The organism is Rhizobacter koreensis (assembly GCF_013366375.1).
GTDB lineage: Bacteria > Pseudomonadota > Gammaproteobacteria > Burkholderiales > Burkholderiaceae_C > Schlegelella_A > Schlegelella_A koreensis.
Genome location: NZ_JABWMJ010000001.1, coordinates 725,884 through 751,745 on the forward strand (window position 1 = coordinate 725,884; position 25,862 = coordinate 751,745).

Annotated in this window: 25 protein-coding genes, 2 tRNA genes and 1 riboswitch; of the genes, 12 read left to right on the plus strand and 15 right to left on the minus strand. The window is 71.1% G+C overall.

All coding sequences use genetic code 11. The features are described 5' to 3' along the window. Positions 1-43: 43 nt before the first annotated feature. Entirely contained in the window at positions 44-760 is a 717-nt protein-coding gene (locus HQN59_RS03130; RefSeq protein ID WP_176065926.1) for an ABC transporter ATP-binding protein, read from the plus strand. 328 nt (positions 761-1,088) lie between these two features. Here HQN59_RS03130 and HQN59_RS03135 read toward each other — a convergent pair whose 3' ends face one another. The 6 genes from HQN59_RS03135 to HQN59_RS03160 all read right to left on the minus strand — a co-directional run bounded on the left by HQN59_RS03135 (position 1,089) and on the right by HQN59_RS03160 (position 7,266). Continuing rightward, entirely contained in the window at positions 1,089-2,534 is a 1,446-nt protein-coding gene (locus HQN59_RS03135) for an NAD-dependent succinate-semialdehyde dehydrogenase (protein ID WP_176065928.1), read from the minus strand. A 105-nt stretch (positions 2,535-2,639) separates the two neighbouring features. Next, positions 2,640-3,089 carry a DoxX family protein gene (locus HQN59_RS03140; RefSeq protein ID WP_176065930.1) on the minus strand — a complete coding sequence of 150 codons (450 nt, stop codon included), beginning with the start codon at positions 3,087-3,089 and terminating at the stop codon, positions 2,640-2,642. A gap of 73 nt (positions 3,090-3,162) precedes the next feature. Then, entirely contained in the window at positions 3,163-3,594 is a 432-nt protein-coding gene (locus tag HQN59_RS03145) for a BLUF domain-containing protein (protein WP_176065932.1), read from the minus strand. Between the two features lie 27 nt (positions 3,595-3,621). Further along, positions 3,622-4,326, minus strand: a complete 705-nt coding sequence (gene folE, locus HQN59_RS03150; protein ID WP_246294639.1) for a GTP cyclohydrolase I — start codon at positions 4,324-4,326, stop codon at positions 3,622-3,624. 130 nt (positions 4,327-4,456) lie between these two features. After that, entirely contained in the window at positions 4,457-4,804 is a 348-nt protein-coding gene (locus HQN59_RS03155; protein WP_176065935.1) for a hypothetical protein, read from the minus strand. Then, entirely contained in the window at positions 4,804-7,266 is a 2,463-nt protein-coding gene (locus tag HQN59_RS03160) for a penicillin acylase family protein (protein ID WP_176065937.1), read from the minus strand. Before HQN59_RS03160 ends, HQN59_RS03155 begins: the two co-directional genes overlap by 1 nt. Positions 7,267-7,532: 266 nt before the next feature. Between HQN59_RS03160 and rsmB the strand changes: the two genes are divergently transcribed. The 5 genes from rsmB to HQN59_RS03185 all read left to right on the plus strand — a co-directional run bounded on the left by rsmB (position 7,533) and on the right by HQN59_RS03185 (position 12,920). Beyond that, entirely contained in the window at positions 7,533-9,008 is a 1,476-nt protein-coding gene (rsmB, locus tag HQN59_RS03165) for a 16S rRNA (cytosine(967)-C(5))-methyltransferase RsmB (RefSeq protein ID WP_176065939.1), read from the plus strand. An 18-nt stretch (positions 9,009-9,026) separates the two neighbouring features. Further along, the gene (locus HQN59_RS03170) at positions 9,027-9,638 is read left to right on the plus strand and encodes a DUF4390 domain-containing protein (protein ID WP_176065941.1); all 612 of its coding nucleotides are present in this window, start codon (positions 9,027-9,029) and stop codon (positions 9,636-9,638) included. 82 nt (positions 9,639-9,720) lie between these two features. Further along, a complete protein-coding gene (locus HQN59_RS03175) occupies positions 9,721-12,033 on the plus strand; it encodes a sensor histidine kinase (RefSeq protein WP_176065943.1) in 2,313 nt (770 codons plus the stop codon). A 19-nt stretch (positions 12,034-12,052) separates the two neighbouring features. Then, the gene (locus tag HQN59_RS03180) at positions 12,053-12,766 is read left to right on the plus strand and encodes a response regulator (RefSeq protein WP_176065945.1); all 714 of its coding nucleotides are present in this window, start codon (positions 12,053-12,055) and stop codon (positions 12,764-12,766) included. 78 nt (positions 12,767-12,844) lie between these two features. Continuing rightward, a tRNA-Phe gene (locus tag HQN59_RS03185) sits at positions 12,845-12,920 on the plus strand. A gap of 130 nt (positions 12,921-13,050) precedes the next feature. Here HQN59_RS03185 and HQN59_RS26980 read toward each other — a convergent pair. After that, a complete protein-coding gene (locus HQN59_RS26980) occupies positions 13,051-13,236 on the minus strand; it encodes a DUF6351 family protein (protein ID WP_425342678.1) in 186 nt (61 codons plus the stop codon). Beyond that, positions 13,191-14,393, minus strand: coding sequence for a DUF6351 family protein (locus tag HQN59_RS03190; protein ID WP_176065947.1), 1,203 nt, complete (start codon positions 14,391-14,393; stop codon positions 13,191-13,193). The genes HQN59_RS26980 and HQN59_RS03190 overlap by 46 nt, the downstream gene beginning before the upstream one ends. On the opposite strand from HQN59_RS03190, the gene HQN59_RS26485 reads away from it, so the two are divergent. After that, positions 14,392-14,517 (plus strand): hypothetical protein, encoded by a 126-nt coding sequence (locus tag HQN59_RS26485; RefSeq protein ID WP_259372688.1) that lies wholly within the window; start codon positions 14,392-14,394, stop codon positions 14,515-14,517. The genes HQN59_RS03190 and HQN59_RS26485 overlap by 2 nt on opposite strands. 154 nt (positions 14,518-14,671) lie before the next feature. Then, complete coding sequence (locus tag HQN59_RS03195; protein ID WP_176065948.1) at positions 14,672-14,995, plus strand: DMT family transporter; 324 nt, start codon at positions 14,672-14,674, stop codon at positions 14,993-14,995. A gap of 67 nt (positions 14,996-15,062) precedes the next feature. On the opposite strand, the gene HQN59_RS03200 is transcribed toward HQN59_RS03195, so the two are convergent. From HQN59_RS03200 to HQN59_RS03215, 4 genes are all read right to left on the minus strand, one after another. Next, positions 15,063-15,206 carry a hypothetical protein gene (locus HQN59_RS03200; RefSeq protein ID WP_176065950.1) on the minus strand — a complete coding sequence of 48 codons (144 nt, stop codon included), beginning with the start codon at positions 15,204-15,206 and terminating at the stop codon, positions 15,063-15,065. A 129-nt stretch (positions 15,207-15,335) separates the two neighbouring features. After that, a complete protein-coding gene (locus tag HQN59_RS03205; RefSeq protein ID WP_176065952.1) occupies positions 15,336-16,484 on the minus strand; it encodes a hypothetical protein in 1,149 nt (382 codons plus the stop codon). A gap of 31 nt (positions 16,485-16,515) precedes the next feature. After that, the gene (locus HQN59_RS03210; protein ID WP_176065954.1) at positions 16,516-17,673 is read right to left on the minus strand and encodes a PhnD/SsuA/transferrin family substrate-binding protein; all 1,158 of its coding nucleotides are present in this window, start codon (positions 17,671-17,673) and stop codon (positions 16,516-16,518) included. A gap of 130 nt (positions 17,674-17,803) precedes the next feature. Next, positions 17,804-19,759 carry a vanadium-dependent haloperoxidase gene (locus tag HQN59_RS03215; RefSeq protein ID WP_176065956.1) on the minus strand — a complete coding sequence of 652 codons (1,956 nt, stop codon included), beginning with the start codon at positions 19,757-19,759 and terminating at the stop codon, positions 17,804-17,806. A gap of 277 nt (positions 19,760-20,036) precedes the next feature. Beyond that, positions 20,037-20,147, plus strand: a riboswitch (TPP riboswitch). Between the two features lie 300 nt (positions 20,148-20,447). Here HQN59_RS03215 and HQN59_RS03220 point away from each other — a divergent pair. Genes HQN59_RS03220 through HQN59_RS03235 form a run of 4 tightly spaced genes read left to right on the plus strand, consistent with a single transcriptional unit; the run spans position 20,448 to position 23,930 of the window. After that, entirely contained in the window at positions 20,448-21,599 is a 1,152-nt protein-coding gene (locus HQN59_RS03220) for an FAD-dependent oxidoreductase (RefSeq protein ID WP_176065958.1), read from the plus strand. A 5-nt stretch (positions 21,600-21,604) separates the two neighbouring features. After that, positions 21,605-21,802, plus strand: a complete 198-nt coding sequence (gene thiS, locus HQN59_RS03225) for a sulfur carrier protein ThiS (RefSeq protein WP_176065960.1) — start codon at positions 21,605-21,607, stop codon at positions 21,800-21,802. An 11-nt stretch (positions 21,803-21,813) separates the two neighbouring features. Beyond that, the gene (locus HQN59_RS03230; protein ID WP_176065962.1) at positions 21,814-22,617 is read left to right on the plus strand and encodes a thiazole synthase; all 804 of its coding nucleotides are present in this window, start codon (positions 21,814-21,816) and stop codon (positions 22,615-22,617) included. A gap of 29 nt (positions 22,618-22,646) precedes the next feature. Continuing rightward, on the plus strand, positions 22,647-23,930 hold the full coding sequence (locus tag HQN59_RS03235; protein ID WP_176066305.1) for a branched-chain amino acid ABC transporter substrate-binding protein: 1,284 nt from the start codon (positions 22,647-22,649) through the stop codon (positions 23,928-23,930). A gap of 86 nt (positions 23,931-24,016) precedes the next feature. On the opposite strand, the gene HQN59_RS03240 is transcribed toward HQN59_RS03235, so the two are convergent. The 3 genes from HQN59_RS03240 to HQN59_RS03250 all read right to left on the minus strand — a co-directional run bounded on the left by HQN59_RS03240 (position 24,017) and on the right by HQN59_RS03250 (position 25,860). Further along, positions 24,017-25,234 (minus strand): RtcB family protein, encoded by a 1,218-nt coding sequence (locus HQN59_RS03240; protein ID WP_176065964.1) that lies wholly within the window; start codon positions 25,232-25,234, stop codon positions 24,017-24,019. 118 nt (positions 25,235-25,352) lie between these two features. After that, positions 25,353-25,428: transfer RNA gene (locus tag HQN59_RS03245), tRNA-Pro, on the minus strand. Positions 25,429-25,686: 258 nt separating this feature from the next. Next, on the minus strand, positions 25,687-25,860 hold the full coding sequence (locus HQN59_RS03250) for a hypothetical protein (RefSeq protein ID WP_176065966.1): 174 nt from the start codon (positions 25,858-25,860) through the stop codon (positions 25,687-25,689). Positions 25,861-25,862: the final 2 nt, after the last annotated feature.

Genomic DNA, 25,862 nt, shown 5'->3' on the forward strand with positions numbered 1-25,862 from the left:
TGGAAGCCGTGGTCGCGCGGCGCGCCGCGCGAAGGGTTCTCCCATGAGTGCCGTGCCGCTGCTCGACGTGCAGGGCGTGCACGCGCACTATGGCCAGAGCCACGTACTACACGGGGCATCGCTCAGCATCAAGCCGGGCGAGGGCGTCGGTCTTCTCGGCCGCAACGGCATGGGCAAGACCACGCTGATCCGCACCGTGCTCGGCCTCATGCGCGCGACCGGCGGCAGCGTGCGCATGCACGGCCGCGAGATCACGCGCGACGCGCCGGACCGTATCGCCCGCCTGGGCGTCGGCTACGTCCCCGAAGGGCGCGGCATTTTCCCCACGCTGACGGTGCGCGAGAACCTCGTCATGGCCGCGCGCCCCGGCGTGCGCGGCCAGCGCGACTGGACCCTCGATCGGGTGCTGCAGCTGTTCCCGCGCCTGGCCGAGCGCATCGGCAACTGCGGCGCGCAGCTCTCGGGCGGCGAGCAGCAGATGCTCGCGATCGGCCGCGCGCTGATGACCAACCCCGACCTCGTCATCCTCGACGAGGCCACCGAAGGCCTGGCGCCACTGGTCGTCGCCGAGATCTGGCGCACCATCGGCCTCATCCGCTCGAGCGGCATCGCCTCGCTGGTGGTCGACCGCAACTTCCGCGCCGTGCTCGCCCACACCGACAAGGCGGTGGTGCTGGAAAAGGGCAAGGTCGTGATGCAGGGATCGTCAGCGGAGCTGGCGGGCAACGAGGATGCGCTGCATCGGGTGCTGGGGGTTTGAGCCGCCCACCTGATCCGCTTTCAAGACCTTCGGGGGCTCGGGCCGGCAGGGCATGCTGCTCCGCTCATGTCCCCCGGCCCGTGGCTTCGCCCCGGACCTCCTCCTTAACTTCGCTGCGCAGCACGCCCTACCGTCCCGAGGCGTAGCGCACAGCCAGCGTCACATGAGGCACGGCTCCGGTGGTGGAGGGTGACCGGCGTAGCGAAGTAAAGGGGGAGGGACGCGGTGTAAACCGCGTCCCGGAGGACATGAGCGGAGCCGGTCACCCTGCGCCGCCGGCGCTAACCCCTACGATGGCCGGCCTGACACGTGCTCGGCCAAGGGTTCCTCAAACCGCCATGATCGACACGGCCTTCGTCACCACGTAGGCCTCCATGGCCTCCGGGCCGCCTTCCGAGCCGTAGCCGGAATCCTTGACGCCGCCGAACGGCATCTCGGGGCTGGGGGCGGCGGGCTGGTTGATCCAGAGCATGCCCACTTCGACTTCCTGCGAGAGCTGGTGCGCGTTCTTGATCGAGCGGGTGAAGGCGTAGCCGGCAAGGCCATACGGCAGGCGGTTCGATTCCGCGATCGCCTCGTCGAGCGTGTCGAAGCCGCGGATCGCCGCGATCGGGCCGAACGGCTCCTCGTTGAAGACGTCGGCCTCGAGCGGCACGTCGGTCAGCACGGTGGGCGCGAAGAAGTTGCCGGCGCTGCCGACGCGGTCGCCACCGGTGGCGATGGTCGCGCCCTTGGCGCGCGCGTTCTCGAGCACCTTGCTCATGGCCTGCAGGCGGCGCGTGTTGGCGAGCGGGCCGAGCGTGGTGCCTTCGGCGAGGCCGTCGCCGAGCTTGAGGCCCTCGGCGTGCTTGACCAGCGCCTCGGCGAACTCGCGCTTGATGCTGTTGTGGACCAGGAAACGGGTCGGCGAGATGCACACCTGGCCCGCGTTGCGGAACTTGGCGCCGCCCGACGCCTTGACCGCCAGCGCGACGTCGGCGTCGTCGCAGACGATCACCGGCGCGTGGCCGCCGAGCTCCATCGTGGCCCGCTTCATGTGCTGGCCGGCCATCGCGGCGAGCTGCTTGCCGACCGCAGTCGAGCCGGTGAACGTGACCTTGCGGATGATCGGGTGCGGAATCAGGTAGCTCGAGATCTCGGCCGGGTTGCCGAACACGAGGCCGATCACGCCCTTCGGAATGCCAGCGTCGACGAAGGCCTGCAGCAGCGCGGCGGGCGAGGCGGGGGTCTCTTCCGGCGCCTTCACGAGAAACGAGCAGCCGGTCGCCAGCGACGCGGCGAGCTTGCGGACGACCTGGTTGATCGGGAAGTTCCACGGCGTGAACGCCGCGACCGGGCCGATCGGCTCCTTCAGCACGAGCTGCTGCGCGGCGAGGTTGCGCGACGGCACGATGCGGCCGTAGACGCGGCGGCCCTCGTCGGCGAACCACTCGATGATGTCGGCCGCGGCGAGTGCCTCGATGCGGGCCTCGGCGTACGGCTTGCCCTGTTCCTGGGTCAGCACGCGGCCGATGTCCGCGGCGCGCTCGCGCACCAGGCCGGCGGCCTTGCGCATGATCGCGGCGCGCTCGTTGGCGGGCACCTTGCGCCACGTCTCGAAGCCCCGCTGCGCGGCGGCCAGCGCCCGGTCGAGATCGGGAATGCCGGCGTGCGCAACCTTGCCGATCGGCTCGCCGGTGGCCGGGTTGTGCACGTCGAGCGTCTTGCCGCTCGCGGCGTCGCACCACTCGTTGTCGATCAGGAGGCGGGTATCGGGGTAGCGGGACGCGGTCATGCGAGGCTCCGGAGCAAAACCAGCATGATGCCGCGAGACGCCTGCCCCGTGCAGACGCAAGGCTTGCCGCGGCCGCCCGACCGCGCGTCGCGCGGCCGGCCGTCGTCAGGCGAGCGTGCGTCCACGCGCCCCGTCGACGCTCCAGGCGCCCGGGCCGGCCGCGGCGAAGAACAGGAACACGAAGCAATAGAGCGCGGCGAGCTCGCCGCCGTTCAGCATCGGCACCAGCACGCTGCCCTTGGACGCGTGCGCCATGAAGTAGGCGACCGCCATCTCGCCCGACAGGATGAACGCCGAAAAGCGCGTGAAGAGGCCGATCAGCAGCAGCACGCCGAACACGATCTCGATGAGGCCGGCGATGCCGGTCAGCGACATCAGCTGCACGTTGTCGAACATCGCGACGTGCGGCACGTGCAGCAGCTTGGCGGTGCCGTGCTGCAGGAACAGGTAGGCACTCACGATGCGAAGCAGCGCTTGCGCCTCCGGAGCCCATCGCTCCGGACGAAAGCCGCTGGCGGTGGCGGGATACGAGGTGCTGCTGCGGGTGTCTGCCATGGGCCTGCTCCGAGTGGGAAAGGCCCGACGATACGAGACGCGGCGCCGCGCCGCGCCCGAGGATGTACCCGCGTCAGACCTTGCTGCTGACGGACGCCGTCGCCACGAGCTCGTTCAGCAGCGCGAGCGATGCCTTGCCCGCCACTGCGTACGGATCGAGGATCGCCGAGTCCGAATACTTCAGCAGCAGCGACGGGTTGAGGCGGCTCATGTTGACCTGCCCCATCGACCAGCCCGAGAAGCTCCGCTCGGCGATCTCCTCGTAGCTCAGCAGCACGACATCGCGATGGCGGGCATCGTTGACGATGCGGTTGTAGATGGTGCTGACCGGCTGGCGGCCGCCTTCGAGCACTTGAAGGAAGACCCGCGCGTTCGAGCAGAAGCAGAGCACGCCGGTCACGCCGGCGGCCTGGTTGTGCTGGCGCGAGACGTTCAGGATGGCGCCGACCGCGTCGTTGCCCACCTCGTCGGCGGCGCGGCTCGCATACAGCAGTCGGACCAGCATGCTCGGCTCCTCGGGGCGTTCAGACGTTCAGATCTTCTTCGACAGCAGCGACAGGAATTCGCGGCGCAGGTTCGGGTCCTTCAGGAACGAGCCGCGCATCACGCTGTTGGTCATCATCGACTCGTCGTCCTTGACGCCGCGCCAGTGCATGCAGAAGTGGTCGGCCTCCATGACGATCGCGAGACCGTCGGGTTTCACGCGCGCCTGCAGCTCGTTGGCGAGCATGGTGACCGCCTCCTCCTGGATCTGCGGCCGGCTCATGATCCAGTCGCAGATGCGCGCGTACTTCGACAGGCCGATCAGGTTCGAGTGCTCGTTCGGCAGCACGCCGATCCACACCTTGCCGAGGATCGGGCAGAGGTGGTGCGAGCAGGCACTGCGCACCTTCACCGGGCCGACGATCATCAGCTCGTTGAGGCGCGACGCGTTCGGGAACTCGGTGACCGACGGCATGCCGACGTAGCGGCCCTTGAACACCTCGTTGACGAACATCTTGGCGACGCGGCGCGCGGTGTCGTTGGTGTTGTGGTCGCTCTCGGTGTCGATGACGAGCGAGCGCAGCACCTCCTGCATCTTCGCCTCGACCTCGGCGCGCAGCTCGTCGAGCTCGCCGGGCTCGATATGCTCGGCGATGTTGTCGTTGGCGTGGTAGCGGCAGCCGGCGTTGACGAGCCGGTAGCGGATGCGCTCGGACGCCGGCAGCCGGGCCAGGTCGGCCGCGGTGCGGAACATTCGCGTGGGTTGCTCAGCGGCCATCGCAGGTCGTGGTCGGCATGGGAACGCGAGCGTACCGCAGGCGGCAAAGCCCGCGGCCGCGACGCTGGCGCGACGGCGAGAAGCCGCCGGCGCGCCCCGCCAGGCGTCAGCCCGCGAGCCGGTGCAGCGCCGCGACGAACGGCAGTCGCAGCAGCACGTTGCGCTCGCTCGTCACCGGCCCGGTGGCCAGTGCGAGCGGGCAGAACGACGCCGGCAGCGCGATCGAATGCAGCGGCGAGCCCGGCTTCTGGCGATCGCAGAGCGACGCCTCGCTCTCGACGAACCGCATGCCGAGTGCCGGGCTGCGCTTGACCAGCAGGGTGGCGCGCTTCTCGGGCACGTCGAGCACCAGCAGCGTGACGCGGCGCGCGGCGACGAGCGCCAGCACCATGACGAGCAGCAGGGCGCCGGCGCCGACGAGCAGGCCGCGGCGCCGTGCTGGTGCCCTCGCCATCAACGCGCCGGGCGCAGCGTCAGGGTGTCGCCGCGCTTCGATTCGACCGCCGCGCGGCTGAACACCATCGGGAAGTACTCGCCCTTCGACCAGGCCTCTAGCAGGTTCTTGTAGTACGGGCTCTTGGGGTCGCTGGACTGCCCCGGCACGTTGATCCAGATCGACTTGTCCCAGTCGGAGAGGTCGACCACTTGCCGGTACGACGCGCCGCTGGTGACGCGGAAGTCCGACGTGCGGTACGACGCGCGGTGCACCGTGTCGCCCGAGCCGCCGACCGGGAAGCGCTCGGTCGCGAACGACGCCGCGGTCGCCGGGGCGAGGAAGCTGCTCAATTCGTGCTCGAACTGGATGTGATGGAGCTTGCCCCACTGCCAGTTCGCCGGGTCGTTGCCCTGACGCGTGCGCAGGTCGGTCATGGTCGCTTTCAGCGTCTCGAGCAGCGCGGCGTTGCGGCCGGCGATCGGATCGGACCCGAACGTCGAGTTCGGCGTCGCCAGGTAGCGGAACACGACCGGCCGCGACAGCGTGCCGATGAGCGCGCGGGCGCTCTGCGGCACCACCGTCTGCGACACGCGCGTCAGCACGCGCGGCAGCCACAGCTCGAAGATCGTCGCGGCGACCGAATCGACGCTCTCGACGTAGTTCCAGGCGCGCAGGCGGTTCAGCGCGTCGGTCACGTCGGGATCGGTCGAGGTGAGGCCGGTCAGCATCGGCACCAGCGTGCGCGCCGGGATCGACAGCTCGTCGAACTGCAGCTTCGCGGAGTCCGCGACGGTCTGCCGGTTGTTCGCCGCGAGCACCTCCTGGATGCGCTGCTGGCGGTACGGGTCGGCCCAGCCGCGCGTGTTGGTCAGACCTTTGTACGCGTAGTTGTCGGGCACGTTGTACTCGTTGGCCGACGAGTAGAACCCCGGCGCCGGGTTGAGGATGCGCGGCAGCAGGTTGCCGCTCAGGTAGCCGGCCCATTCGTAGCGACCGTCGCCCGGCACCGGCAGCAGCCCGCTCCAGTCGGCGTTCGGCCGGATCGGCGCGAGCGCGCCGCCGAACCACGCGATGTTGCCGTCGACGTCGGCGTAGACCATGTTCTCGCCCGGCGTCAGGTGGCGCGCCATGCCTTCGCTGAACTCGCTCCAGTTGCGCGCCTGGTTGAGGCGCAGGCTGGCGAGGTACGCGGCGGTGCCGGGGAACTCGAGGTACGCGGCGCGCACCGCGAAGGCACGGCGATTCGCCGTGTCCTCGAACACCACCGGGCCGTGGCGGGTGAACTTCAGCGGCGCCGTCTGCGCGGCCTGGCCGCGCACCGGGATCGACTCGTTGACGACGCGCATCGATTCCCAGCCGCCCTGGTAGCGGTACTGGTTCGGGTCGGCCGGGTTGGTGTCGTAGACGTAGAGGTCTTCCTCGTCGCCGAACGCGAAGATCGTCAGGCCGAACGCGACACGTTCGTTGTGCCCGATCGAGACGCCGGGCAGCGCCGGCTCGCCGGCGCCGATCACGTTCCAGCCCGGCGCGTTCAGGTGGACCATGTAGCGCAACGACGGCATGTCGATGTTGCGGTGCGGGTCGTTGGCGAGGATCGGCTTGCCGGTCGCGGTGCGCGACCCCGAGATCGTCCAGTTGTTGCTCTCGTGGCGCAGCGCCTCGATCTCCTCGGGGCTGCGCTCGATCGTCCGGTTCGCCGCCGACAGCGCGTCGGCGAGCCGCTCGCGGTCGACCGCGCCGAGCGGGCTGCGCGGGAAGTCGCTGGCCTGGAACGCCATGCCGTTGCGCGCCAGGTTGTACTCGGCCAGGATCGCCGTCGTGATCACCGACGGGTCGCTGCCGGCCGGCACCTGGATCGGCTTTTCCGGAATGCGGTCGGACCATTGCTCGGTGGTCGCGACGCCGAGGCCGGCGACCCGCCGCGCCATCGTCACTTCGTCGCTCACGTTGCGCGTGATGCCGTAGATGCGGATCAGCGACGAGGTCACCGACCAGCGCCCGGGCGACGTGCCGGTGAGCTGGAACTCGACCGGCAGCTTGGTCGGGTCGGCCTGCACCTCGTCGACGTAGGCGTTGATGCCGTCGGCGAACGCCGTCAGGATCGCCTTGCCGTCCGGGTGATAGCTCGCGTACTCGGCTTCGAGGTCGCCGCGGAACAGGAACTTGCGCGCGGCGGCGTCGGCGGCCACGAAGCGCGGCCCGAACTGCTCGGCCATCTTCCCTTCGCCGCGCCGGCGCCACTGGTCGAGCTGCCAGAGGCGGTCGCGCGCTGCGCTGTAGCCCTGGGCGAAGAAGAGGTCGCGCTGGTTCTGGGCGTAGATGTGCGAGACGCCGGTGGTGTCGCGGACGATCTCGACCGACTGGCTGACCCCGGGGACGCTGACCCCGGGGCCGTCGTCGTCGCCGCCACCGCCGCCGCACGCGCCGAGCAGCAGCAGCGGAGCGGCGAGCGCCGCGTGAACTCTCGATAGGAACGCCATGGACGTGTCTCCTCGGTTGCCGTCGCGGGATCGGGAACCGTCCGGCAAGCCGCGGCAGGCTCGTGCGGAGGGTCCGCGGCCTTTCTAACCGCCGAAGGCCGCCGGGGCGAACGAACGACGGCTTTGGTTACAACGTTCACGCAATCTGTGCATGCCTCCGGGTTAACCCAGGTTCCTGGCGCGCCATGGACGTGCATGGACCTCGAGAACTGTCACGCCACTGTGACGGTGCCGGTCGAAGCCGAAGCCGACCGTAGACTCCCCCCGTGAATGCCGCCCCCGCGCCGAAGCGCCGAACCCGCTCCGGCCCGGGGCCGAAGCAGCAACCGCCCGCCGGCGGCACCCCCACCCCAGGCGCCGACACGGCGCCGCTCGCGCGCCTGCTGAACCACACCGCCGACCTCGTGCAGGCGGTGCGCGCCGGCCGCTCGCTGACCGACGCGCTCGGCGGCGTTCCGGGCGCGGTGCGGCCGGCAGTGCAGGCGCTCGCCTTCCACGCGATGCGCTGGCTGGGCTCGGCCGAGGTGCTGCGTCGCACGCTCGCGCCGAAGGCGCCGCCCACGGCGGTCGACGCGCTGCTGCTGACCGCGCTCGCGCTGCTGTGGCCGCCGAGCACGCCGCCGTACCCCGATCACACGCTGGTCGACCAGGCGGTCGAGGCGACGCGCACGCGGGCCGCGCGCGCCGCAGGGTTCGTCAACGCGGTGCTGCGCCGCTTCCTGCGCGAGCGCGACGCCCTCGTCGCGGCGGCGCTCGCCGACCCGCTGGCGCGCACCAATCACCCGGCGTGGTGGGTCGAGCGCCTGCGTGCCGACTGGCCGGACCGGTGGGAGGCGCTGCTCCAGGCCAACCAGCAGCACCCGCCGATGACGCTGCGCGTCAACGCGCGGCGGTCCAGCGCCGCCGCGTACGTCGAGCGCCTGGCGCAGCACGGCATCGTCGGCCATGCGGGCGCCGGGCACGCCGTGACGCTGGAGCGCCCGCTGCCCGTGACGCGTCTGCCGGGCTTCGCTGCCGGGGACGTGTCGGTGCAGGACGCCGCCGCGCAGTGGCCGGCGCGACTGCTGGTCGGCGGCGATCCGTCGGTCGCTTCGCCCGACGAGGGGCCCGAGCCGCGCTCCGACGTCGAGCGCCCGCCGGCTCCGAGCCGCGCTTGGCTCGCCCCCGGCTCGCGCGTGCTCGACGCCTGCGCCGCGCCCGGCGGCAAGACCGCGCAGCTGCTCGAGCTGGCCGACCTCGACCTGCTCGCGATCGACGCCAGCCCGGCGCGCCTGGAGCGCGTCGACGAGACGCTCGCGCGGCTCGGCCTCGCGGCGCGCACGCTCGCCGCCGACGCCGGCGAGCCTGCGGCCTGGTGGGACGGGCGGCCGTTCGACGCGATCCTGCTCGATGCGCCGTGCACCGCGTCGGGCATCGTGCGGCGCCACCCCGACGTGCGCTGGCTGCGCCGCCCCGACGACGTCGCCGCCCTGGTGGCGACGCAGCGCCGCCTGCTCGACGCGCTGTGGCCGTTGCTGCGGCCGGGCGGGCGTCTGCTCTACTGCACCTGCTCGCTGTTCAAGGACGAGGGCGAGCACCAGCTCGACGCTTTTTTGCAACGCCACGCCGACGCCCGCACCGTTGCGGAGCCCGCGGCTCCCGGTCACCTTCTGCCGCTGGCCGACAATCGCGCGGTCGGTCCGGCAGCCAGTGCGGCCTTCGCAGGCGATGGCTTCTTCATCGCGCTGGTCGAGAAAACCTGAGGTTCCCGAACGCATCTCATGACCCGAGCCCTGGTGCATCGGCCTTCGCGGTCGTACGCGACACGGGCCTTGCGCCGTGCGCAGGGCGCGCTCGCCGGCACGCTGCTGTTGCTGGCGACCTTGCTGGCGCTGCTCGCGGCCGTGCCGGCCCGCGCCGCCGAGCCCGAGCTCACGAGCTTCGGCGTGACGCGCGAGGAGGACGGCGTCTACCTGCACTACGCCGTCGAGTTCGAACTCTCGAAGAGCGTCGAGGACGCGCTCGCCAAGGGCGTGCCGCTCTTCTTCGTGGCCGAGGCCGACGTGCTGCGCGACCGCTGGTACTGGAGCGATCACCGCGTCTCGCAGGCCACGCGCACCTGGCGCATCGTCTACCAGCCGCTCACGTCGAGCTACCGCGTCACCTACGGCGGCCTCAGCCAGACCTACGCGTCGCGCACCGAGGCGCTGGCCGCCGTGAGCCGCAGCGCGCGCTGGAAGATCGCCGATGCCAACCAGGTCGGCGACGGGGGCGGCCACTACGTCGAGTTCAGCTATCGCCTCGACACCTCGCTGATGCCGCGCCCGATGCAGATCGGCATCGGCGGCCAACCCGACTGGACGCTGGTGGTCAAGCGGACCCAGCGCTTTTGACGACCATGGGCGCCCCGCGCGCGAGCTGCGAACTCGCCGTGCCGGCGGCGGGCGGCACGCTGCGCGAGCCGGCAGGTCCGGCATGACCAAGCAGGCACGCTGGACCTGGATCGTCGCGAGCTTCGCGATGACCGGCGCCGGGCTGGTGCTCGCGTTCCTGCTTTCGGTCGCGACCAACCCGGCGCTCTACGAGCGCCACTACGTGTGGCTGTTCTGGGTGAACGTCGCGGTCGCGACCGCGCTGCTCATCGTCATCACGATCGCCGGCGTGCGCCTGCTGGTGCGGGTGTCGCGCGGCAAGTTCGGCAGCAAGCTGCTGCTCAAGCTGGCGGCGATCCTGGCGCTGGTGGGCGTGGTGCCGGGCGTGCTGATCTATACGGTGAGCTACCAGTTCGTCTCGCGCACCATCGAGAGCTGGTTCGACGAGCGCGTCGAGGGCGCGCTCGAGTCGGGCCTCAAGCTCGGCCGGGGCACCCTCGACGCGCTGGTGTCCGACCTCGCGACCAAGACGCGGCTGGCGGCCGAGCGCCTGGGTGAAGCGGGCGGCTCGGAACCGCTCGCGCTCGAACGCATCCGCGAGCAGCTCTCGGCGCAGGACGTCGCCATCCTCGGCGCCGCCGGGCAGACGCTGCTCACCACCGGCAGCACCACCGCCGACACCTGGATGCCCGAGCGTCCGTCGCCGACCCTGCTGCGCCAGGTGCGCAACGCGCGCGTGGTGAGCCAGCTGGAAGGGCTCGACGAGGACGCGGCGGCGACCGGCGTTGCGGCGCGCGTGCGCGCCATCGCGAGCATCCCCAGCACCACCTTCGCGCTCGGCGACCAGGAGCGCTACCTGGTGGTGACGCAGGCCATCGCGCCGGCGCTCGCGGCCAACGCGCTGGCGGTGCAGAGCGCGTACCGCGACTACCAGCAGCGGGCTCTCGCGCGCTCGGGCCTCCGGAAGATGTACATCGGCACCCTGACGCTCGCGCTGGTGCTGGCGGTGTTCGGCGCGCTGCTGCTCTCGGTGGCGCTCAGCAACCAGATCGTGCGGCCGCTGCTGCTGCTCGCCGAGGGCGTGCGCCAGGTGGCGCGCGGTGACCTCAGCTCGAAGGCCGTGTTCGCGTCGCGCGACGAGCTCGGCGGCCTGACGCGCTCGTTCGCCGAGATGACGGCGCAGCTCTCGGAGGCGCGCGACCTTGTCGAGCGCAGCGTCTCGCAGCTCGAGGGCGCGCGCGCCAACCTGCAGACCATCCTCGACAACCTGACCGCCGGCGTGATCGTGTTCGACCGCGACGGCCGCATCGACACCGTGAACCCCGGCGCGACGCGGATCATGCAGCTGCCGCTGTCGGCGTACGTCGGCAAGCGTCTCGACGAGATCGCCGGCCTCGGCGACTTCGCGCAGGCGGTGTGGCAGCGCTTCGAGATGCACGCGGCGAGCCCCGAGGCCGGCGAGCGCGACCACTGGCAGGAGGCGTTCGAGCTGCAGACGTCGACCCTCGACGGCCGGGAGCGCGCGTCGATCACGCTGCTGGTGCGCGGCGCCGACATGCCGCAGGGCGCGCGCCTGATGGTGTTCGACGACATCAGCGAGCTGGTGTCGGCGCAGCGCGTCGAGGCGTGGAGCGAGGTCGCGCGGCGCCTGGCGCACGAGATCAAGAACCCGCTCACGCCGATCCAGCTGTCGGCCGAGCGCCTGCAGATGAAGATCGCGCCCAAGCTCGAGGGCACCGAGAAGGCGATGCTCGAGCGCTCGGTGACCACCATCGTGAACCAGGTGCAGGCGATGAAGACGCTCGTCAACGAGTTCCGCGACTACGCGCGCCTGCCGGCGACGCAGTTCGAGGCCGTCGACCTGAACGCGCTGGTCCACGAGGTGCTCGGCCTCTACGGCAGCCAGCAGGAGGCCGGGCGCCTGCACGCCGACCTCGACGCCGGGCTGCCGCCCATCGTCGGCGACACCACCCAGCTGCGGCAGGTGATCCACAACCTGGTCCAGAACGCGCTCGACGCCGTGGCCGACCGGCCCGACGGCCGCGTCACCGTGCGGACCGAGGCGCCGCGCAGCGACAGCGGCACGGTGCGCCTGGTTCGCCTGCACGTCGTCGACAACGGCACCGGCTTTGCCGACAAGGTGCTCAAGCGCGCGTTCGAGCCCTACGTGACGACCAAGAGCAAGGGCACCGGCCTCGGGCTGGCGGTGGTCAAGAAGATCGCCGACGAGCACGGCGCCCGGGTGCGCATCACCAACCTGCATGCACCGGCCACGGGCGGGGATGCCGGGGGCGAGCCCCGGGTATCCGGAGCCCAAGTTTCGCTATCATTTTCGAAGCTCGCACCGGCCTCGGCATCCGGTGCGGTCGCCACCGTCAGCGCTGCGGCGGCGCCCGCCACAGCCCGGATTCCGTAGACGCAGGTTCTCCTGACCCATGGCCACCATTCTTGTAGTCGACGACGAACTCGGGATCCGGGCGCTGCTGTCGGAGATCCTGGCCGACGAGGGCCACACCATCGAGCTGGCCGAGAACGCCGCCCAGGCCCGCGCCTGCCGCGAGCGCATCCGCCCCGACCTGGTGCTGCTCGACATCTGGATGCCCGACGTCGACGGCATCACGCTGCTCAAGGAGTGGGGCGCCACCGGCCAGCTGACCATGCCGGTGATCATGATGAGCGGCCACGGCACCATCGACACCGCCGTCGAGGCCATCAAGTTCGGCGCGATGGCGTTCCTGGAAAAGCCGATTACTCTGCAGAAGCTGCTGCGCGCGGTGGAGCAGGGCCTGGCCAAGCCGGCGGCCGGCCGCGGCGCCCCGGCCGCACCGGCGGCGACCACCCACACCAATGGCGAAGCCAGCCTCACCGTCGAAGCCGCCATGACCGGCGGCGCCATGCTCCCCAGCCCGCCGCTGATGCTGGGCCCCCAGGCCGAGCAGAGCTTCGACCTCGACCGGCCGCTGCGCGAAGCGCGCGACTCGTTCGAGAAGAGCTACTTCGAGTTCCACCTGGCGCAGGAGAACGGCAGCATGACGCGGGTGGCCGAGAAGACCGGGCTGGAGCGGACGCACCTGTACCGGAAGCTGAAGCAGCTGGGGGTGGATCTGTCTCGGGGGAAGCGGAACGGCGGGGGTGGCGGGGGCGCCTGATCACGGGCACCTAGGCGGAGGCGGTGGGCCGCTGGGGTGCAGGAAGGCAGGCGCGAGGACGCTATACTTCGCGGCTCAGGCCAAGTAGCTCAGTTGGTAGAGCAGCGGATTGAAAATCCGCGTGTCGGTGGTTCGATTCCGCCCTTGGCCACCAACCAGCCCGAGCGTGAGCGGGCCTGGCGGTTTGGTGGTTGATGTGCATGCCTCCTTCGTTCAAAGAACAACGCCCTGCCGTGCATCGCACGGCAGGGCGTTGGGACCTGTTCTCAGCGTTGTTAGGCCGATCAGGCCCCCGGCTTCCCCATATCCGGCTTGCCGTAATCACAAACCCCCGTCGCAAAGATCGTCCTCAACCGCCCCTTCTCCGCATCGCTGAACGTCCGCGACCCATACGTCCCATCGGTCAGCGCCGTATCGAGGGTCTTCAACGCACACTTGAAGATGCCGCCCTCCAGCGGCGCCCCCGCCACGATCCGCGAGGTCGTGTACGTCGGGAACAGCGCCGCACACGCGCCCTTGGGCTTGCTTGGATCGATGAGCCCGTCCCACACCGTCGGTCGATCACGTCCAGGCCCATGGGCACCTGGTCGAAGTCGCTGGTGGCGCCGCGGGTCTCGGTCATCCAGATCGCCTGGCGGTTGGTGTTGGCGCCGGCGGCGGCGATGCGCTTCCGGATCGCGAACGACTGGTGCACGTTGTGCATGTCGAGGCGGTGCTCCAGGTACGGATGCCAGTCAATGACCGGGATGTCGCCTTCACCGCGGAACACCAGGCCCGACTTGTACGCGGCCTGGGCGGCCTCGATGCTGCCGATGGTGCGCTGGGCCGGCACGTCGGGCGTGGCTGGGTTCCAGCGGTTCATGTTGCGGTAGCCCCAGGGGTCGAAGTAGCTCACGTCGGCCAGCACCTTGGCCTGCTCGGCCGCGCTGGTACCGTAGAACGGGAAGCCCTCGGCGATCACGTCCTTGGGCTGCTTCCAGCCACCGATCTTCAGATTCAGGTCAAGGAACTCGGCGTTGGAGATCCTGCCGTCCTTGAGTGCCTGCAGGCCGTACTGCACGCCCACGTTGTCCCAGTGCGAGCGCGGATAGCCGTCGGCGCCCACGCCGTACACGTTCCTCACGTCGTCGAAGTGGCCGAACGGAATGGTCGGCCATTTCGAGAGGTCGAGCCGGCCGGCGGCCTTGGCGACGATGCCATCGGCGTCGAACTTGGGGTTCAGCGCGCCGGCGGTCAGGCCCTGCCACGCCTCGCGCCACTCGGTGGAGCCGGGCGCCATGTTGGTCGGCATGCCCAGCTGCTGCAGCGTGGTCTGGAACACCTTGTACGGGTTCACGACGCTGTCCTCGGCGTTCATGCCGACGAGCCAGGTGCGGTTCTTGGTCGTCGCCCACTTCGCATTGGTGCGGTCGGTGACGTCCATGTAGTACTCGAGCAGCTCGCAGTCGCCGACGTGCGGGATCTGGCCCACCATGTCGGGGTAGGGCTGCGACGCCACGCCGGCATCGAGGAGCCCGGGGTGGTTCTGCGGGTAGAGGTACTGCTGGATGCCGCCACCCGATGCGCCCACGCCCACGGTGTAGAGCGGCACGCCGTAGCGCTTGACGAAGCCTTCCTTGGTCATCATGCGCATCGACCTGCGGCCCGTCGTCGAAAACGACAGGACGCGCCAGCGGCAAGTCGTGCGGGTTCGTGTGCCGGTGGTCGGCACGGCCGGCCAGGCAGCGCATGGCGAGGACGATCTGCACTGACCGTTGATGCGTTGCGCGTGGCAGGCGCCCGATGGCGCACACTGGCGCCCGGCGCGTGACGGCCGACCCGCAACGGCTCGGCCGTCGCAAATCTCGGCGATCCGCGCCGCCGCCGACCAACCCTCCAATGACCTCGACTGCGACCGCCCGACCCATGGCCTGGATCTACCTGCTGATCGCTTCCGTGTTCGAGGTGCAGTGGGCGATCACGATGAAGTACACCGACGGCTTTTCGCGGCTGTGGCCGAGCGTGGCGTGCATCGTCGGCATGGTGCTGAGCGTGATCTTCCTCGCCATGGCGGTGAAGACGCTGCCGATCGGCACCGCCTACGCGGTGTGGACCGGCATCGGTGCGGCGCTGACCGCGCTGCTCGGAATGGTCCTGTTCCACGAGCCGCGCGATGCCGCGCGCCTCGTGTGCCTGCTGCTGATCGTGGTCGGCGTGGTCGGGCTCAAGCTCGTGTCGCCCGCCGACTGAACGCTGCGGCAGGCAGCAAAAAGCCCTCGCGAGGAGGGCCTTGCTGCGGGCTGTCGGGAGCGCCGCCTCAGGTGGGTTGCTGGCCGGCCGGGCTGGTGGCGAGCGGGCCGCCGCTGCGGGGGGCCTGGTTCTGCCGCTTGGCGGCCTTCTTCATCTGCTTGGCCCGCTTCTGCTTCTGGCGGCGGATGCCGCGGTCCCGGTCTGCGCTCATGTCGGATCTCCGATCGTTGCTGGGCCGCGAGGGTAGCAGCCTCGGGGAGTTCGAGCTCAGGATCGAGAGGCTCGCGCCGCAGCAGGCGGCCGACGAGCCGGCGCTTGGCGCGCCGTCCGGGTCGGGCGCTCAGCCCGCCGCCTCGCCGCCGCGCGGCGCGCGCCGGTCGGAGCGGCGGTGCCGCAACAGCATCCACAGGGCCGCGGCCGCCGCGACGACGCTGAGGACGAGCCCGCCGATCAGGCCGGTGCGCTGCGACACCCAGCCGTTCCCGCGTGCCGCCTCGGCGTCCCACACCATCAGCTCGGGGCCGCTTGTCTGCCCGGCGCCGGTCAGCGCCAGCACGCGTGCCCCTCCGACCACGCCGCCCGGGACGCCGTTGCCGATGCGCACACCTTCGATCGGTCCGACCACCGCGATCACGCGGTGCTGCGCGTTGGTGACGATCGCGCGCTCGAAGTACTTCAGCGCCGCGAAGGCTTCGAGCTCGGCCTGGACCTCGCCGTAGTCGCCGCCGCGCAGCACCTCGCCGAGCCGCATGCTCATCACGGCGTCGGCCTGCCCGCGCAGGCGCAGGACCTCGCGCTCCGACGCGTGGAGGCCGCGCAGGGCGGTCCCGAAGATCGCCGCTGCCGCCAGGCAGAGCACCACCAGCACGAGCATGCCGATCCGCAGCGGCGTGCGCCGGCGGTTCGGGGTGTCGGCCGCCGCGCTCGCGGGGGCGACGGCAAGCGGGTCCAGGGGGGTAGGACGCGTGCGCTGAGCGGCGCCGCTGCCGGCGATGTTCGCTGGCGCCGCCGGCAGGTCGCCGGGAGCGGTGTCGGTCGGTACCGGCAGCTGCAGCCCGCCGTTGCAGATGCTGCGCAGCAGGCGGGCGTCGGACTCGGGCAGCCCGGCGTGCGCGAGCCGGAAGTACGCCTCGGTGACCACCACCCGGTGCGCGTCGACGCGCCATGCGAACGCCCACAGCCGTGGGCCGAGCTGGCGCGACAGGATGCCCGTCGCCGGCGTGTGCTCGAGCTGCGCGATCGAGCCCATCACCGTCGGCAGGCTCGGGTCGAAGCTGCCGTCGTCGGCGACCAGCGCCGACTTGCCGAGCTCGTTAATGTTCCAGCGCTTGTCGCACGTGCGCGCGGCCAGGTCGATCAGCGAGACCTGGAGCGTCTTGATGCCGAGGCGCACCAGCAGCAGTGCGACCTCGAGGTTGGGCTCGAGCGGCGGACTGGTGGGCGCGAAGCCCGACTCCGGGCCCGAGTCGGGCGGGAACTCGCGGTTCATCGCCTGCGGCGGCGGATGCGCGGGTCGTCGATCAGTTGCCGACACCCATCGCGCGCCGCGTCGCGGGGGCGAAGGCGTCGAGCTCGTTCATGGTCGAGCTGTCGACGTCGACGATGCCGGTGAAGCCCGACGCCTGCGAGAAGGGCGCGCCTTCCTCCGGGTCGGCGAGGAAGCCCTTGAGCTGGCCCTTGACGCGGTTCAGCTGGTTCGGGTCGATGCGCGGATGGGCGACGATGATGAAGTTCGGCATCTTGGCGATCACGTCGACCACCTTGAGGCGCGACGACTCGTCGCCGGGAAGCGCGCGGAACTCGCCGTTGCTCATGATCGCGGCGGCGGCGTCGCCCGACAGCAGCATGCGACCGACCCCGAGGTCGGTGCGCGCGGGGCGGATCTCGTAGTCGGTCTTGGGCTCGAGGCCGGCCTGCTTGAGCCATTGCTGGCCGTACATCGCGACCAGCGAGGTCGGGTTCGCGAACCCGACCGCGGCGCCGCGCACGTCGCGCGCGCCGGCGACCTTCGAATCGTTGGGGGCCACGAACAGCGCGTTGATCTGCGGCTGGTAGACCACCAGCGGGATCATGTTGCGGTCGACCTGGGCCACGCGCGCGAAGTGCGGCGCGGCGACGGCGAGGTCGTAGTCGCCGCGCATCGTGGCGTCGAAGAAGTCCTTGAAGGTGCGCGGCACGACGATGGTCACCTTCTGGGCGCCGCCGCGTTCCAGGTAGCGCTGCATGCGCTCGTACTGCGCCGTCAGCGCAGCGGCCGGGATGTTCGGCAGCACGCCGATCACGAGCGGATCGCGCACGCTGGTGGCGGCCGCCGGCACGGCCGCGGTCGTCGCGGGAGCGGCCGGAGCCGCGGGCGTGGTGGCCGGAGCCGGCGCGGTGCCGGTCGCGACCCGCGTGGACGCATCGGCGCTCGCCTGGTGCGGGCCGGGCGCGAGCAGGCGCAGGTAGCGTCCGCCGCGCGCGTCGCTCGCGAGCTCGAAGCGCATGCCGACGGTGATGCGGTTCGGGTTGGCAAGGCCCGTTCGGTCGGCGCGGTAGAGCTTGCGCCACTGGTTGGCGCTGCCGGTGAAGCGGGCCGCGATCGCCGAGAACGTGTCGCCGGGCTGCACCTCGACCACCGACGGCGCCTGCGCCGAGACCGGCGCGACGCCGAAGCCGGCGACAAGCGCGCCGATCACCGCGAGTCGACCGACCCGTCGCGTCGATCGGGAGGCGCGAAGCCGCGCGCGTGCAGGTGCCGAAAAGATCGTCATCGAATGATTCCCAGGTTGCTCGTCGGCGCTGCTCCATCGGCAGCGCGGGCGCCGATCATAGGTTCTGGCACTGATCTTCCTTGGCACCCTGGTTGTACGAGCCCACCGGCGCCGGCTGGTTGCCCTGGCACTGGAGCTTGCGACCGGCATTGCGGAGCAGCCACGACGAGCCCTGGTTGTAGTAGAGCTGGATGTCGCCCCGGACCCGCAGATCCGAGAGCGCCAGCGGCCCGGCATTGCCGCCGAGCTGGACCGAGCCGCCGACGCTGGTGCCGGCGAGGGTCGCGACCTTGCCGAGATAGACCACGATCGAGCCGTTGACGCTGCCGCCCGTCACGTTGACGGCGGCCGCCGCCTGCCCGGTGACGTCGCCCTCGACGTTAGCGTCGCTCATGTCGATGCTGGCGCCGGAGCCGAGGTCGATCGGGCCCCTCACCCGGGTGCCGGCCAGCACGCAGCGCGCGCCGGCGGGCACGGTGACGCTCGCGTAGGTCTGCTCGAGCAGCATCTGGTTCTGGCAGGTGACCTTGCTGCCGCTCGCGTAGGTGGCGACCGGGAGCGCGCCCGTGAACAGGGTGAACGATTTCAGCCAGGCCGCCTTGCCGCTGAGGTTGCCGAGCATCTGCCCGTCCTTGTTGTCATCGGCGAAGTGGATGCCGGCGTAGAGGCGCGACATCCCGGCTTCGGTCACCGCGTCGGTGTACGTCGGGTAGCTCAGGGTGGTCGGCACTGCCGGCACGCCCGGCTCGACGCGCCCGTAGTTGGCCGGTATCACGGTCGAGAGCCCGAAGAGGTCGGTGCCGGTGAAGGCGCGCAGCGCGGTCGCGCTCGCTGCCGAGAACGTCGAATGGCCCGACAGGTAGCCCGGGAACGACGGCGTCAGGTTGCTTCCGGGGTTGTACGGCGACCACTTGCCGCCGTCGATCGTCTCGATCGGCCGCCCCGGCCCGCCCCACGCCTGCACCTGCGTGCCCTGCTTCAGGTAGCGGATCGCGGTGATCGGCCGCACGCCGTCGAACTTGCGCTTGAGGTGCCAGGCCACGATGCCGGCGTCGAACGAGGCGTTCTGCATCGCGAAGAACATCTTCACGTCCTTGTCGATGCTGTTGGCGTCGCGCTGCGACACGTACTGCGCGAACATCGACCAGTGTCCCGGCGGCAGCTCGGACGCCGGGCCGTCGGCCCAGTACTCGACGATCAGCTTCTGCTGCGCGGTGAGGTTCCGGCTGTACGAGAGGATGTTGTCGACGTCGGCCTTGTAGGGCTTGTCGCCGCGCGCGTAGGCCGGGCCGTCGGCGATCTCCTTCAGGGTGTCGAACTGCGCCGCCGAGGTGAGCGCGAACGGCCGCACGTTCTCCCAGTGCGGCGCCACGAACGACTGGAGCACGCCCTTGTCGTTGATCAGCGGCTGCCAGTGCAGCGCATCGGCGATGTTGACCGGGCACGTACCGACCGTTGTCGGCAGGCAGAACGCCATCGGCGCGTTGCGCGGCATGTAGCCGCTGGTGTCGGCATAGCCGCCGGCCTGGTTGGCGCCGTCGTTGCTGCGCGACGCGATCACGCCGGCAGCGGCGCTGTTGCCGACGCCGGCCGGCGTCGACGGATCGGTGGTCGTGACGGCCGGGTCGTAGCCGAGCGAGCTCATCACGTTCGTCAGCCGCGTCGTCGAGGCGGCAGACGGAAACAGATTCGCGAGGCACCGGTACGCGGCGTAGCTGACCGCCGCGGCCTTAGACGCGGCGGTCTGCTCCGAGGCCGGCCGACGTGCGATCGACGTCGTCGACGCCACCGCACGCGCGTCGTACGGAACCCAGGCGTCGTACATGCAGGTGTGCGCCACCGCCAGGGCACGGGCGACCACCGGGGGGCCCAACTTGCTGAGCCGGATCTCCTGCAGGGCAGCCTCGTTCCAGACCGCGACGACGCTCGCGTTGGCCGGGAGCGCACCGGCGCTGCCGCAAAGTCCGAGGAAGGCCCCGGCAGCCAGCGCAGCCGCGCGGAATGAAGACATGATTTTTCCTTTCGCGGAACTGCGGACGGGGCGTGGAACTTACCCCGCGCGAGCCGGCGAGGGCCATCGGGAGTTGCGTGATTTTCGACGAGCGGCCTCTTCGGCTGCGACCGGCGGTCCGGAACGTTGCCATTGGTTGCAGCGCTGTGGACCGGGAACCACGGGGAGGCGGTCGCCGTGCGGCTGGCGCGCCCACCGCGAACCGCGCTCGGCGCCCGTCGGCGCAACCCGGCGCAAGCCCCTCCGGCCCCGTGCTTCGCGGCGCCGATTAACATCGTCGAGCTTGTCGGGGCGCCGGGGCGAATGCTCGGGCTGAGACCACCCACCGGTGGAACCCGCTGAACCTGATCGGGGTCGTTCCCGCGTAGGAATCAAGTGCGACGGTCTTCGGCGCGCCGCGGCGCGAACGGAACCCAGGCAGGCCTTCTTCCTGAGCTTCCTCGAGACCGCATGAGCCTTTCCTTTGCTGCTTCGCTCGCGACGCGCCTTCGGCGCGCGGACACGCGCGGCGCGGGCGCTGCCCCGTTCCTGCGCGGCCGTGCACGGCGCCGCGCGGCCGGTGTCGCTCGTCGGCCGCAGCAGCGATCCACGTTCTCAGTGCGCGGGCGGCCGTCCGGCGCGCACGCGTCGCGCGGTGGCAGTCGCCCGGGCCCTGTCGCCGCCGCCCGCCCGTCGTCCGCCTGAATCGATGGCCAGCCACGCCACCGTCCTCGGCGCCGGCCTCATGGGGCGCCTCCTCGCGTGCGCGCTCGCCGAGCGCGGCCACGCGGTCGAGGTGTTCGACGCGGGCGGTGCCGACGGCTCGGGTTCGGCTGCGCGCGTCGCCGCCGCCATGCTCGCGCCGCTGGCGGAGTCGGCGGTCACCGAGCCCGTCGTCGTTCGCCTCGGTGCGCATTCGATCGAGCGCTGGCCGGCGCTGATTGCCGCCCTGCCGGCCCCCGTGTTCTTCCAGCGCACCGGCACGCTCGTGCTCTGGCACCGGCAGGACGCGCCCGAGGCCGAGCGCCTGCGCGCGCAGTTCGCGCGCACCGCCCGCGCGGTGCCCGAGCTGCCGCACGCGCAGGCGCTCGACGCCGCGGGCGTGGAACGGCTCGAGCCGGCGCTCGGCCGCCGCTTCGTGCAGGGCTTCTTCCTGCCCGACGAGGGTCAGCTCGACAACCGCGCGCTGCTCGCGGCGCTGCTCGCACGCATGGCGGGGCTCGGCGTGCGGGTGCACTGGAACCGGGCGTGCGCGCCGGACGACGTCGACGTCGGCACCGCGGGCTGGTTGTTCGACTGCCGCGGCCTCGGGGCGCGCCCCGAGTGGCCGGCGCTGCGCGGCGTACGCGGCGAGGTTGCGCGGGTGCACGCGCCCGAGGTGAGGCTGTCGCGGCCGACGCGCCTGCTGCATCCGCGCTACCCGCTCTACATCGCGCCCAAGCCCGACGGTCTGTTCGTGATCGGCGCGACCGAGATCGAGTCGGACGACCTCTCGCCGGCCAGCGTGCGCTCGACCCTCGAGCTGCTGAGCGCGGCGTACAGCGTGCACCCGGGCTTTGCCGAAGCGCGCATCGTCGAGCTCGCGACGCAGCTCCGCCCGACCCTCCCGGACAACCTGCCAGCGCTGCGCTGGCTCGGCCCGCGCCGCCTGCAGATCAACGGCCTCTATCGCCACGGTTTCCTCGTCGCGCCGGCGATGCTCGACGCGGCGCTCGAGCTGATGGAGGACGGCCGCTCGGCGCTCGCCGAGCGGGTGGGGCTCGCGGTCGAGAGCGCGTCGGCGGCCGGTGCGGCGCGCGACAAGCCGGCCGCAGGCCCGGCCAACCTCGTCACTTTCGCCAGCGACGCCGCCAACGGATGAACCCCATGCAAGTCCACATCAACCACCAGCCTCACGAGCTGCCCGACGGCGCGACGCTCGCCGACGCGATCGCGCGCCTCGAGGCCCGCCCGCCCTACGCGGCTGCCGTCAACCTGCGGTTCGTGCCGCGCGAGCGGCATGCCGAGCATCGCCTCGAAGCCGGCGACCGTATCGAGGTGATCGCGCCGATCAGCGGCGGATGAAGGAGCCGACGATGAACGACACCGATGCGGACGCGCTGCGTCTCTATGGTCAGACCTTTCCTGGCCGGCTTCTGCTCGGCACCTCGCGCTACCCGTCGCCGGCGGTGCTCGAGGCCGCGGTCGAGCGCGCCCGGCCGGCAATGGTGACGGCATCGCTGCGCCGTCAGGCCGCGACCGACGCGGGTGCCAACGGCAACGCGTTCTGGCAGCTGCTGCAGCGCCTCGCGGTTCCGGTGCTGCCGAACACCGCCGGCTGCCACAGCGTCGAAGAGGTCGTGACGACGGCGCAGATGGCGCGCGAGGTGTTCGGCACGCCCTGGATCAAGCTCGAGCTGATCGGCGACGACTACACGCTGCAGCCCGACACGCTGAACCTGCCGGAAGCCGCGGACCGGCTGATCCGCGACGGCTTCAAGGTGTTGCCGTACTGCACCGAGGACCTCGTGCTGTGCCGGCGCCTCGTCGACGTCGGCTGCGAGGCGCTCATGCCGTGGGCGGCGCCGATCGGCACCGGCAAGGGCGCGCTCAATCCGTACGCGCTGCGTCAGCTGCGCGAGCGCATCGACGTGCCGTTGATCGTCGACGCCGGTCTCGGCCTGCCGTCGCACGCGTGCCAGGTGATGGAGTGGGGCTACGACGCGGTGCTGCTGAACACGGCGGTCGCGCTCGCGGCCGATCCGGTGGCGATGGCCGGCGCGTTCGCCGACGCGGTGACGGCCGGGCGCAGCGCGTTCAGGGCCGGCGCGATGGCCGAGCAGGAGAGCGCGCAGCCGAGCACGCCGGTGCTCGGCACGCCGTTCTGGCACGCCGCGTGACGGCGCTCCTGCAGGTGCGCCGACGCCGCATGGGCGTCGGTGGAGCGCTGTCGTGGCTGCTCGCACTCGCGCTCGCGATCGGCCTCGCGCTCGTCGGGACCGCACATGCCGCTGAGCCCGCCGCCACGCCGATCCGCCTCGCGCTGATCGAGTCCCTGAGCGGCCCGTTCGCGAACACCGGCGAGGCGTCGCTGCGCAACCTGGCGTGGGCCGTCGAGCGCGTCAACCAGCGCGGCGGTGTCGCGCTGCCGGCCAGCCGGCAGCCGCTCGCGCTGCTGCGCTACGACAGCAACGGCGGCGTCGAAGGCGCGCTCGCGGCGCTGCGCTCGGCCATCGACGACGGCGCGCGCGTCGTGCTGCAGGGCAACAGCTCGGCGGTCGCGCTCGCGCTCGTCGAAGCGATCGACAAGCACAACCAGCGCGACCCGGCGCGCCGCGTGCTGTTCCTCAACTATGCCGCGGTCGACCCGGCGCTCACCAACGAGAGCTGCAGCTACTGGCACTTCCGCTTCGACGCGCACGCCGACATGCGCGTCGCCGCGCTGATGCAGCTGCTGCAGGACGACCGTGCGGTGACGAGCGCATACCTGATCGCGCAGGACTACAGCTTCGGGCGTGCGGTGCTGCTCTCGACGCGTCGCGAGCTCGCCGCGCGCCGGCCCGACGTGCGCATCGTCGGCGAGGAACTGCATCCGCTCGGCCGCATCAAGGACTTCGTGCCGTACGCGCTCAAGATCAAGGCGAGCGGTGCGCAGGCGGTCGTCACGCCCAACTGGGGCAACGACCTCACGCTGCTCGCGAAGGCGGCCGCCGAGGTCGGCTTTACGGGGCGCTTCTACACGTTCTACGGCAACGCGCTCGGCGCGCCGGCGGCGATCGGCACCGCGGGCATCGGCCGCGTCGTGGCGCTCGCCGAGTGGATGCCGAACGTGACGGGCGCCGAGAGCGAGCGCCTCTATGCCGCGTTCCGTACGCGCTTTCCGGACCCGCGCCAGGACTATCTGCACCTGCGCTACCAGCTGATGATCGAGGCACTGGTGCAGGCGATCGAACGCGCGGGCAGCACGCGGATCGACGACGTCGCGGCGCGCCTCGAAACTGCACGGGTGTCGATGGCCGGGTCGACCGGCTTCATGCGTGCCGACGACCACCAGTTCATCCAGCCGCTGGTGATCGGCGTGATGGACCGGCAGGGCACGCCCGGCGTGCGCCACGACGTCGAGGGTTCGGGCTACGGCTTTCGCATCGTGCGGACCTTCGCGGCGGAGCAGACCGCACAGCCGACGACCTGCCGCATGGTGCGGCCGGACTGACGAACGCCGCGGTGACGTGGAAACGCGAGCTGCAGACGTGAGTGCGGCGGCCAGGAGGCCGCCGCAGGGCCGACGCGAGTGTCGCGTCAGCCCTTCACGCACACCACCTGCTTGAGCGTGTGAAGCACCTCGACGAGGTCGGCCTGCGCGGCCATCACCTTGTCGATGTCCTTGTAGGCCGACGGCGTCTCGTCGATCACGCCGGCGTCCTTGCGGCACTCGACGCCGGCGGTCGCCGCGACGTGCTCGTCGAGGCTCACCCGGCGCTTGGCCTCGGTGCGGCTCATCACGCGGCCGGCGCCGTGCGAGCACGACGTGAAGCTTTCCGGGTTGCCCTTGCCGCGCACGATGAAGCTGCGCGCGCCCATGCTGCCGGGGATGATGCCGAGCTCGCCCGCCCTGGCGCTGACCGCGCCCTTGCGGGTGACCCAGACGTCCTCGCCGAAGTGGCGCTCGCGCTGCACGTAGTTGTGGTGGCAGTTCACCGCCACCACCTCGGCCTGGAACGGCTTGGCGATCACCGTCTGCACCGCGGCGATCAGGTGCCGCATCATCACCTCGCGGTTGAGGCGCGCGAACTTCTGCGCCCAGCCGACCGCCCGCACGTAGTCGCCGAAGTAGGCCGAGCCTTCCTCGAAGTACGCGAGGTCGCGGTCGGGCAGGTGCACGTCGTTGCGCATCGCGTCCTGTTTGGCGAGCTCGATGAACATCGAGCCGATCGCGTTGCCGACGCCGCGCGAGCCCGAGTGCAGCATGAACCACACGGCGCCTTCCTCGTCGAGGCAGATCTCGATGAAGTGGTTGCCGGTGCCCAGCGTGCCGAGGTGCGAACGGTTGTTGGTGTTCTTCAGCTTCGGGTAGTCGCGGCACAGCTCGGTGAACTCGGGCGCGAGCTGGGCCCACGCGTCGTCTACGCTGCCCGGCACCTTGCCCCACGAACCCGGGTCGCGCTTGCCGGGCGCGCGGCCGTGCGGCACGCTGCGCTCGATCGCGCTGCGCAGCGGGCCCAGGTTGTCGGGCAGGTCCTCGGCGCGCAGCGTGGTCTTGCTCGCGATCATTCCGCAGCCGATGTCGACGCCGACCGCGGCGGGGATCACCGCCTTCACGGTCGGGATCACCGAGCCGACGGTTGCGCCGATGCCGACGTGGACGTCGGGCATCGCCGCGATGTGCCTGAAGACGACCGGCAGCCGCGCCGCGTTGGCGAGCTGCTGCCTGGCGCGCTCCTCGACGGGCACGCCGCGCGTCCACATCTTGACGGGCACGCCGCCGGTGGTGGGTTCTTCGATGTATTGCGTTTGCATGTTCTTCGTTCTCCGAGTCCTGGGGAGCGCGCCGATGCGCGCTCCCCCATCCGGTGCCCGATGGCACCACGTTTCGCTCGTCTCGGCGCGCTGCGGATGAATCGGCGCACCGCCTGAATGGTCTCGGCGGCAGGCATCGAACCTGCGGCCTCGTGGTCCCTAACCACGCGCTCTGCCATCTGAGCTACACCGAGAACAAGCCGTTCGGCTTCGGCTGTGTCCACGCGCGAACATCCCGTCGGATGCGGTGTCTCGCTGCACGCGACGGGGCCAGCGTCGCGCACATCCCGCGCCGCCAACACCATGTCGCGCGGCGCGGAGTGCATGGGCACACCCGAAGCCGGGCGGCCGCCGTCGATCGGAGTCGTTCCTTTCTCGAATGGCCGGACCAAAACGAAAAGGCCCGGATCCTTGCGGAGTCCGGGCCTGCGTGAGCAGCGTGCGGGGCGCTTCTAGGCGCTTCCCGCTCCCGGATTGGAGGTCATGTTTCCCCGAAGCGATGGCCGCTCGGCGAGCACGACGGTCGCAGGCTCGAGTGCATCGAATGAACCGAGCGCGGCGACGACGCACGCAGGCGCAAGCCCGGCGACGGGTCTGGTGCAGCAGTGGTCGGGCTGGCGCTTCATGA

Bases quoted from the DNA above. Each gene is read 5' to 3' on its own strand.
- HQN59_RS03130 (WP_176065926.1), top strand. From the start codon at position 44: ATGAGTGCCGTGCCGCTGCTCGACGTGCAGGGCGTGCACGCGCACTAT.
- HQN59_RS03135 (WP_176065928.1), bottom strand. From the start codon at position 2,534: ATGACCGCGTCCCGCTACCCCGATACCCGCCTCCTGATCGACAACGAG.
- HQN59_RS03140 (WP_176065930.1), bottom strand. From the start codon at position 3,089: ATGGCAGACACCCGCAGCAGCACCTCGTATCCCGCCACCGCCAGCGGC.
- HQN59_RS03145 (WP_176065932.1), bottom strand. From the start codon at position 3,594: ATGCTGGTCCGACTGCTGTATGCGAGCCGCGCCGCCGACGAGGTGGGC.
- folE (WP_246294639.1), bottom strand. From the start codon at position 4,326: ATGTTCCGCACCGCGGCCGACCTGGCCCGGCTGCCGGCGTCCGAGCGC.
- HQN59_RS03155 (WP_176065935.1), bottom strand. From the start codon at position 4,804: ATGGCGAGGGCACCAGCACGGCGCCGCGGCCTGCTCGTCGGCGCCGGC.
- HQN59_RS03160 (WP_176065937.1), bottom strand. From the start codon at position 7,266: ATGGCGTTCCTATCGAGAGTTCACGCGGCGCTCGCCGCTCCGCTGCTG.
- HQN59_RS03170 (WP_176065941.1), top strand. From the start codon at position 9,027: ATGACCCGAGCCCTGGTGCATCGGCCTTCGCGGTCGTACGCGACACGG.
- HQN59_RS03175 (WP_176065943.1), top strand. From the start codon at position 9,721: ATGACCAAGCAGGCACGCTGGACCTGGATCGTCGCGAGCTTCGCGATG.
- HQN59_RS03180 (WP_176065945.1), top strand. From the start codon at position 12,053: ATGGCCACCATTCTTGTAGTCGACGACGAACTCGGGATCCGGGCGCTG.
- HQN59_RS26485 (WP_259372688.1), top strand. From the start codon at position 14,392: ATGCGCATCGACCTGCGGCCCGTCGTCGAAAACGACAGGACGCGCCAG.
- HQN59_RS03190 (WP_176065947.1), bottom strand. From the start codon at position 14,393: ATGATGACCAAGGAAGGCTTCGTCAAGCGCTACGGCGTGCCGCTCTAC.
- HQN59_RS03195 (WP_176065948.1), top strand. From the start codon at position 14,672: ATGGCCTGGATCTACCTGCTGATCGCTTCCGTGTTCGAGGTGCAGTGG.
- HQN59_RS03200 (WP_176065950.1), bottom strand. From the start codon at position 15,206: ATGAGCGCAGACCGGGACCGCGGCATCCGCCGCCAGAAGCAGAAGCGG.
- HQN59_RS03205 (WP_176065952.1), bottom strand. From the start codon at position 16,484: ATGAACCGCGAGTTCCCGCCCGACTCGGGCCCGGAGTCGGGCTTCGCG.
- HQN59_RS03215 (WP_176065956.1), bottom strand. From the start codon at position 19,759: ATGTCTTCATTCCGCGCGGCTGCGCTGGCTGCCGGGGCCTTCCTCGGA.
- HQN59_RS03220 (WP_176065958.1), top strand. From the start codon at position 20,448: ATGGCCAGCCACGCCACCGTCCTCGGCGCCGGCCTCATGGGGCGCCTC.
- thiS (WP_176065960.1), top strand. From the start codon at position 21,605: ATGCAAGTCCACATCAACCACCAGCCTCACGAGCTGCCCGACGGCGCG.
- HQN59_RS03230 (WP_176065962.1), top strand. From the start codon at position 21,814: ATGAACGACACCGATGCGGACGCGCTGCGTCTCTATGGTCAGACCTTT.
- HQN59_RS03235 (WP_176066305.1), top strand. From the start codon at position 22,647: ATGGGCGTCGGTGGAGCGCTGTCGTGGCTGCTCGCACTCGCGCTCGCG.
- HQN59_RS03240 (WP_176065964.1), bottom strand. From the start codon at position 25,234: ATGCAAACGCAATACATCGAAGAACCCACCACCGGCGGCGTGCCCGTC.
- HQN59_RS03250 (WP_176065966.1), bottom strand. From the start codon at position 25,860: ATGAAGCGCCAGCCCGACCACTGCTGCACCAGACCCGTCGCCGGGCTT.